6 protein-coding genes and 1 pseudogene are annotated in these 7303 nt (G+C 72.2%); 5 read left to right on the forward strand and 2 right to left on the reverse strand.

What is annotated here, in order from left to right:
• The first annotated feature begins 75 nt into the window (after nt 1-75).
• Nucleotides 76-1608 (forward strand): ArnT family glycosyltransferase, encoded by a 1533-nt coding sequence (locus ACFRCR_RS04105; RefSeq protein WP_377675734.1) that lies wholly within the window; start codon nt 76-78, stop codon nt 1606-1608.
• Nucleotides 1609-1621: 13 nt separating this feature from the next.
• Here ACFRCR_RS04105 and ACFRCR_RS04110 read toward each other — a convergent pair whose 3' ends face one another.
• Entirely contained in the window at nt 1622-2524 is a 903-nt protein-coding gene (locus ACFRCR_RS04110; RefSeq protein ID WP_377675735.1) for a DMT family transporter, read from the reverse strand.
• Nucleotides 2525-2904: 380 nt separating this feature from the next.
• Between ACFRCR_RS04110 and ACFRCR_RS04115 the strand changes: the two genes are divergently transcribed.
• From ACFRCR_RS04115 to ACFRCR_RS04130, 4 genes are all read left to right on the forward strand, one after another.
• Complete coding sequence (locus ACFRCR_RS04115) at nt 2905-3885, forward strand: ABC transporter substrate-binding protein (protein ID WP_377675736.1); 981 nt, start codon at nt 2905-2907, stop codon at nt 3883-3885.
• 62 nt (nt 3886-3947) lie between these two features.
• Nucleotides 3948-4985, forward strand: a complete 1038-nt coding sequence (locus ACFRCR_RS04120; protein ID WP_377675737.1) for an ABC transporter permease — start codon at nt 3948-3950, stop codon at nt 4983-4985.
• Nucleotides 4972-6036 carry an iron chelate uptake ABC transporter family permease subunit gene (locus tag ACFRCR_RS04125; protein ID WP_377675738.1) on the forward strand — a complete coding sequence of 355 codons (1065 nt, stop codon included), beginning with the start codon at nt 4972-4974 and terminating at the stop codon, nt 6034-6036. Before ACFRCR_RS04120 ends, ACFRCR_RS04125 begins: the two co-directional genes overlap by 14 nt.
• The gene (locus ACFRCR_RS04130) at nt 6033-6791 is read left to right on the forward strand and encodes an ABC transporter ATP-binding protein (RefSeq protein WP_377675739.1); all 759 of its coding nucleotides are present in this window, start codon (nt 6033-6035) and stop codon (nt 6789-6791) included. Before ACFRCR_RS04125 ends, ACFRCR_RS04130 begins: the two co-directional genes overlap by 4 nt.
• A gap of 35 nt (nt 6792-6826) precedes the next feature.
• Here ACFRCR_RS04130 and ACFRCR_RS04135 read toward each other — a convergent pair.
• Nucleotides 6827-7303 (reverse strand): annotated as a pseudogene (locus ACFRCR_RS04135) (hypothetical protein); the annotation flags it as partial.

Here is a 7303-nt window from a genome sequence, read left to right on the forward strand (position 1 = left end):
GTCGACCGGGCACGCCGCGCTCCGCCGTCGGGCCTCCGCGCGCGGCCCCGCACCAGGCCGGGCAGACTCGAGGAAGTGAGCCCCGCACCCCGAACCCTCCGCCCGGACCACCGGCCGGGCGCTGTGCTGGGCTGGGCGGTCGCCGCCGCGGTCGGGGCGCTCGCGTTCCTCGTGCGGTGGCACCTCGTGGGCGGGACGGTCGGCCTGCGCGGGTATCACGGGTACGACGACGGCGTGTACTTCTCGTCGGCCGTGGCGTTCGTGCACGGCCTCCTGCCGTACCGCGACTTCCTGCTCCTGCACCCACCCGGCTCGATGCTCGCCCTGACGCCCTTCGCGGCGCTCACCGCGTGGACGAGCGACAGCGACGCCCTGGTCGCCGCGCGCGTGGGCTTCCTGCTGATCGGCGCCGCGAACGCCGTCCTGGTGACACGGGTCGCGCGGCGGTGGGGCACGACCGCGATGGTCGTGGGCGGTGTCCTGTACGCCGTGTCGTACGCCGCGGCGTGGGCCGAGCGCATCACGCTGCTCGAGCCGTTGGGGTCGCTGTGCCTGCTGGGCGGGGTCGTCCTGGTGCTGCGCGGCCTCGACGCGGGCCGGCGCACCGCGACGGGCTCCGGTGCTGGCTGGCTGTGGGCGGGCGGCGCAGTCCTGGGGCTCGGCGTGACGGTCAAGATCTGGGGCGTCGTGCCGCTCGCGGTCGTCGTCGGCTGGTTGCTCGTGACCGCGGGGTGGCGGGCCGCGGCGCGGGCGTGCACGGGGGCGCTCGTGGCGGTCGCGGTCGCGGTGGCGCCGTTCGCGCTGGCCGCAGGCTCGGGCATGTTCCGCATGGTCGTGCTCGACCAGCTCGGGCGACCGCGCGAGACGGACACGGGGGTCCTCCAGCGGCTCACGTGGATCGCGGGCACGGGGAACGCGGAGTGGGCCCGGACCCCGACGGCGCAGCTCGCCCTGGTCTGGGCCGTGCTGGGCGTCGTGGTCGTCGCAGCGGTCGCGGCCTGGGTCGGGCGGCGCGGTCGCCTGTGGGTCGCGCTGCTCGCCGTGCAGACCGTGGTGCTCGTGGCGTCGCCGTCGGCGTACCAGCAGTACGCGGCGTTCGTCGTCCCGGCGCTCGTGCTGGTCGTCGCGGCCGCGGTCTCGCTCGTGCCGGCACGTTGGCGGCAGCCGGTCGCGGCGCTCGTGTGCCTGGGCTTCACCCTCGGTGCCGGGGTGACGGCGACGCAGCGCGTCGTGCCGTTCCCGGCCGCCGAGGTGCGGTCCCACCTGCCGGAGGACGGGTGCGTCCGCGCCGACTCCCCCGCGCTGCTCGCGCTGACCGACGTCCTGAGCCGGGACCTGGTGCGCGGCTGCGAGCTGCCCGTGGACCTGTCGGGGTACGCGTACGACGTCGGGGCGAAGGACTCCGTGGGGCGCCCCGTGCCGCGCGACCGGAACGCCCCGTGGCAGCGCGAGGCGTTGCGCCACCTGACGTCGGGGTCGGCGACGCTCCTGGTGCGCTCGGTCGGGAACGGCTTCGACGAGGCGACGACGCGGACCCTCGACGAGACGACCGTGACGGTCCTGGACCTGCGGGGCGTCCGGGTGCTGGTCCCGCGCGAGGAGCCGTAGCTCGACCGGGACCTCAGACCCCGACCTCCCGGGCGCTCCCGCCCGGTCGCTCGCCGCGCCCCGCGACCCAGATGGTGGCCGCCCCGGCGGCCGAGACGAGCAGGATGCCCGTGACAGCGGGGGCCGTGATCGACTGCCCGAGGGCGAGCGCACCGACGAGGGCCCCCATCACGGGGTCCATCGCGAACAGCGTCCCGACGACCCGGGTCGAGCTCAGCCGGACCGCGAGGAAGTCGAGGCTGAACGCGAGCGCGACCCCGAGGACCCCGGACGCCGCGAGCAGTCCCCAGCCTGTCCCGTCGACACGGGGGGCGGCGGTCGCCGAGAACGGGAGCAGGAGGACGGCCCCGACGGCGACGGACAGCGCGAGGCCGTCGAGACCGCCGGTGTCCTGACCGACCCGGCCGGCCAGCAGGGTGTAGGCGCCGAACGCCACGGCCGCGCCGAGGCCGAAGAGGATCCCGACGAGGTCGGCCTCGCCGCCGGGCCCGCTGATCAGCAGCACGCCGAGGAGCGCGAGGGCAGGGAGGGCGAGCTCGCGGCGTCGGGTCACGCCGAACGCCGCGACGGCGAGCGGGCCGAGGAACTCGAGCGTGACCGCGAAGCCCAGCGGCAGATGGGCGACGGCGTTGTAGAACAGGACGTTCATGGCCGCCATCGCGACCCCGTACAGGACGATCCCGGCCCAGGCGCGCGGGGGTCGGCCGCGCAGGGACGGCCGGGCGAGCGCGAGGAGCACGACGGCGGCGATCGCCATGCGCAGGCCGCTCACGCCGAGCACCCCGACGGTCGTGAACAGGGACGAGGACAGCACGGCCGAGAGCTGGATGCTCAGCGAGCCGACGAGGACGCACGCGAGCGCCAGGAGGGGGCCGGAACGGTGGAGGGCAGCACGAGACGGACGAAGAGAGGACATGGAGGGTTCCCGAGAGGTCGGACCGGGCTCTGCCCGGTGCGCGAGACGGACGACCTGTGCGGGACGCATCCTCGACACGCGGGCGATCACGCCCGGCGGAGGAGTGTCCCGCCTACTCGGGGTCGGGTCCTCTGCGGGCGGCGCACCCGTAGCTGCTCATCGGATCCATGCTCATGACGATAGCCGAGGCTGCGGGGCCCTCGGCACGGTCCCGAGGGCTGAGACACCTCGCGGAACACCTGGGACTCGCGTCCCACTTCCAGAAGAAGTCAGGTTAGGCTAACCTGACACACGACACGGCCGGAACGCGACATTCCGGCCGTGTCGTCGACCGCGCGCACATCCCGCGCCGGACGACCGACACCCTCAGGAGACACGCCTTGAAGCTCACGACCAGCCCCCGCAGGTGGACCGCCCTCACGGGCGCCGGCATCGCCGCAGCGCTCGCGCTCACCGGCTGCTCCTCCACCCCCGAGGCCGAGGAGGCGCCCGCTGCCTCCACGATCACGGTCGAGACCAACAACGGCGACGTCGAGGTGCCCGTCGAGCCCGTGCGCGTCGCGGCCCTCGACAGCACCTCGTTCGAGACGCTCCTGGCCTTCGGCATCGAGCCCGTCGTCGCCCCCAAGCCGCTGCTTCCCTCGAAGGGCTTCGAGGCCTGGGTCGACGACGCGGAGGTCCTCGATGCGGGCAGCCACCGCGAGCCGAACCTCGAGGCCGTGAGCGAGGCCGCCCCGGACCTCATCATCGGCGGGTACCGCTTCGGCGACTACACCGAGGACCTCGGCAAGATCGCGACGACGATCGACATCGCACCGTCCGACGACTCCGAGGGCGGCTACGTCGAGGCGCTCAAGGCGCAGACGCTCACGCTCGGCAAGATCTTCGACAAGGAGGAGGAGGCCGAGAAGCTGGTCGCCGACCTCGAGAAGTCGACCAAGGCCGCCGCCGACAGCACCGCCGGAGAGACCGTGTTCCTCGCCTCGACGTCGGTCGGCAAGGTCGACAACGCGGCCGGGCGCATCAGCCGCATCATCGAGCCGCTGAACCTCAAGGACGTCTTCGCGGTCGACTCGGGCGCGCTCGACGACGGCTCGCACCACACGGACCAGGGCCTGGCCCCGGAGACCGTCGCGCAGGCCAACCCCGACTGGGCGATCGTCTTCGACTACGACGCGGCGACCTCGGACGAGGAGTTCACCCCGGCCAAGGACATCTTCGAGTCGCAGGCCGCCTGGGCCGAGACCACGTTCCTCAAGAACGACCAGGTCGTCTACCTCGCCCCGACCTTCTACCTCACCGAGGGCATCCACGCCTACACCACGGCGTACGACCAGATCACCGCGGCCTTCGCGGCCTGACCGATCGACACCCCGCCCGGGGCGGTCGCGACCTGTCGCGGCCTCCCCGGGCGGCACGTCCCATGAACCTCTCCCCCAGCGCCCCCGCCGCCGCCGCCGACGCCACGAGCCTCTCCGTGCCGCCGCACCGCCGCGTCCTGGCCCGCCGCCTCGCGATGCCCGCGACGGTCCTCGGCGTCGCCGCCCTGCTCGTCGCCTCGCTCATGGTCGGCGGGTACGACATCACGTTCGCCAACCTCTTCACGGCGGACGCGTGGAACATGTTCCTCATCTCGCGCGTCCCCCGCACGCTCGCGCTCGTGTTCGCAGGCGTCGCGATGAGCGTCTCGGGCGTCATCATGCAGGTCCTGACGCAGAACCGCTTCGTCGAGCCCACCACGATCGGCACGAGCCAGTGGGCCGGGTTCGGCATCCTGGTGATGCTCATCCTCGTACCGGGCGCGTCGCCCCTGCTGCGCATGACGGTCGCGACCGCGTTCGCGTTCGCGGGCACGCTCGCGTTCATGGCGATCGTGCGCCGCGTCTCGCTCCAGTCCTCGATCGTGGTCCCGCTGATCGGCATCATGCTGGGCGCGGTCGTGAGCGCGGTGACGATGTACCTGGCGGCGACGTTCAACCTGCTCCAGTCGATGGACGCCTGGCGCTCGGGCGGCTTCAGCAGCATCGTGCGCGGCAGCTACGAGCCGCTCTGGATCGTGGCCGGCACGACGGTCGCGACGTTCTTCCTGGCCGACCGGCTCACGGTCGCGGGCCTGGGGCGTGACCTCGCGACGAACGTGGGCCTGCGGTACGAGCGCGTGGTGCTCCTCGGGACGCTCGTGGTCGCGGTCGCGACGGGCGTCACGAGCGTCGTCGTCGGCTTCCTGCCGTTCCTGGGGCTCATCGTCCCGAACATGGTCTCGATGGTCCGCGGCGACGACGTGCGCAGGAACCTCCCGTGGGTCGCGCTGGTCTCGGTCGCGCTCATCCTGGCCTGCGACCTGATCGGTCGCGTCGTCATCGCCCCTCTGGAGCTGCCGGTCTCGGTGGTGCTCGGCACCGTGGGCGCCGTGGGCTTCATCGCTCTCGTCCTGAGGCAGCGTCGTCATGTCACGTACTAGCCCTTCGCCCGCGGTCGCGGAGACCGCCGCGCGCGCCGACCAGGACGACCGGGTCGCGGCGTCGTCGTCGGGCGGGAAGAAGCAGCGCGCCCGACGACGCCCGCTCACCCCGGGCGTCCGCCTCGCCCTGGTCTCGGCCGTGGTCGTGGTCGCCACGGTGTGCTTCCTGCTGCTGTTCATCCGGGGCGGGTTCGAGTTCGTGGTCGAGCGCCGGGCCACGATGCTGGGCGCGATGGTGATCGCCGCGTTCACGCAGGGCGTGGCGACCGTCCTGTTCCACACCGTGACGAACAACCGCATCCTGACGCCGTCGATCATGGGCTTCGACTCGCTCTACACGCTCATGCAGACGCTCATGGTCTTCGTGTTCGGCGGCGAGGTCCTGGCGCGCACCGAGGGGCTGCCCAAGGTGATCGTGCAGACGCTCCTCATGGTCACGTTCGCGACGCTGCTGTACCGGTGGCTGTTCTCGGGGCGCTTCGGCAACCTGTACGTGCTGCTGCTCGTGGGCGTCGTGTTCGGCATGGCGTTCAGCAGCGTCTCGACGTTCCTCCAGCGCCTGCTGTCCCCGACCGACTACGACCTGCTCTCGACGCGCCTGTTCGGCCGGATGAGCAACGTCGACGCCGACTACCTGCCGTTCGCCGCGATCGTGTGCGTCGCTGTGGGGGTCGTGGTGTGGCGCCGGCGCTTCCGGCTCGACGCGCTCACGCTGGGACGTGACACCGCGACGAACCTCGGGATCGACCACAAGCGCGAGCTGACGATCGTGCTCATGCTCGTCGCGCTGCTCATCTCGATGTCCACCGCGCTCGTGGGACCCATGACGTTCTTCGGCTTCGTCGTCGCGACGCTCGCCTACCGGGTCACGGGCAGCCACAAGCACCAGTTCGTGCTGCCCATGGCGTTCCTGCTGGGGCTCGCGACGCTCGTGGTCGGCCAGTTCGTCATGCAGCACGTGTTCTACGCCGCGGGCCTCCTGACGGTCATCATCGAGTTCGTCGGCGGCATCGTCTTCCTGTTCCTCCTCCTGCGAAGGGGCGCTCTGTGATCGAGTTCGCCAACGTCACCAAGGACTACCTCGACCAGCGCGTCCTGGGTCCCGTCTCCGGCACGATCGCCGAGGGCGGCATCACGTCGCTCGTCGGGCCCAACGGCGCCGGGAAGTCGACGCTCCTGACGATCATCGGCCGCCTGCTCCAGCCGTCGTCGGGCGAGATCTCGGTCGCGGGCCTCGACGTGCACGCCACGAAGTCCGACGTCCTCGCGAAGCGGCTGTCGATCCTGCGGCAGGAGAACCACTTCACGGCCCGGCTCACGGTCCGGGACCTGGTCGGGTTCGGGCGCTTCCCGTACTCGAAGGGGCGCCTGGGGCCCGAGGACCAGGTCAAGATCGACGAGGCCGTCGCGTTCCTCAACCTCGAGGACTTCCAGGGCCGGTTCCTCGACGAGCTCTCGGGCGGTCAGAAGCAGCGGGCGTTCGTCGCGATGGTGCTCGCCCAGGACACGGACTACGTCCTGCTCGACGAGCCGCTCAACAACCTCGACATGAAGCACTCGGTGCTCATGATGCGCCAGCTCCGGCGGGCCGCGGACGAGCTCGGAAAGACGATCGTGCTCATCATCCACGACATCAACTTCGCCGCCGCGTACTCGGACCGCATCGTCGCGCTGCGCGACGGGCGGATCGCCGCGGCGGGGACGGTCGACGAGATCATGCAGGACGACGTCCTGTCGATGATCTTCGACACCCCCTGCACGGTGCACCACGTCGGCGGGCACCCCACCGCGCACTACCACCGGTAGTGGGGAGCGGCCGCGTCCGTCGGCCGTTCGCTGCGTCAGACCGCTCCTCCCGGCGCCCTCCACTCGATCGTGTGGAGGGCGTCGCTGCGTGGCCGCTGGACGGCTCCGTTCTCGCCGAGCGCGCGGATCCAGGCGTCGTCCCCGTAGAACGCGGGCATCCCGTACGGCAGGTCTCCGCGCGGGATCGGTGCGTAGTCGCTCTCCTCGAAGGTCGCGCCGTAGGTCGGGACGGTCGGGTCGCCGTCGGGGTCCGGGGCCACGACACCCCGCAGGTCGCCGACCGCGTCGCGCCACGCTTCGAGCAGCGCCTTGGGGTCGCGGCTCGAGGGGTGCGGGACCTTGTGGACGGGGACGTTCGGGGCGCCCTCCCAGCGCGCCAGGGCGTCGCGCGCCTGGGCCCCGAACGCGACGACCGCCTGGAGACCGGGCCCCGTGACGGCGTCGAACAGCTCGTTGCGCCAGCGCGTGTGCTCGGGGGCGCGCAGGATCTCGCGCGCGGCCTCGTCCGCGCG

The organism is Oerskovia sp. NPDC056781, assembly GCF_042789955.1.
Taxonomy (GTDB): Bacteria; Actinomycetota; Actinomycetes; order Actinomycetales; family Cellulomonadaceae; genus Oerskovia; species Oerskovia rustica.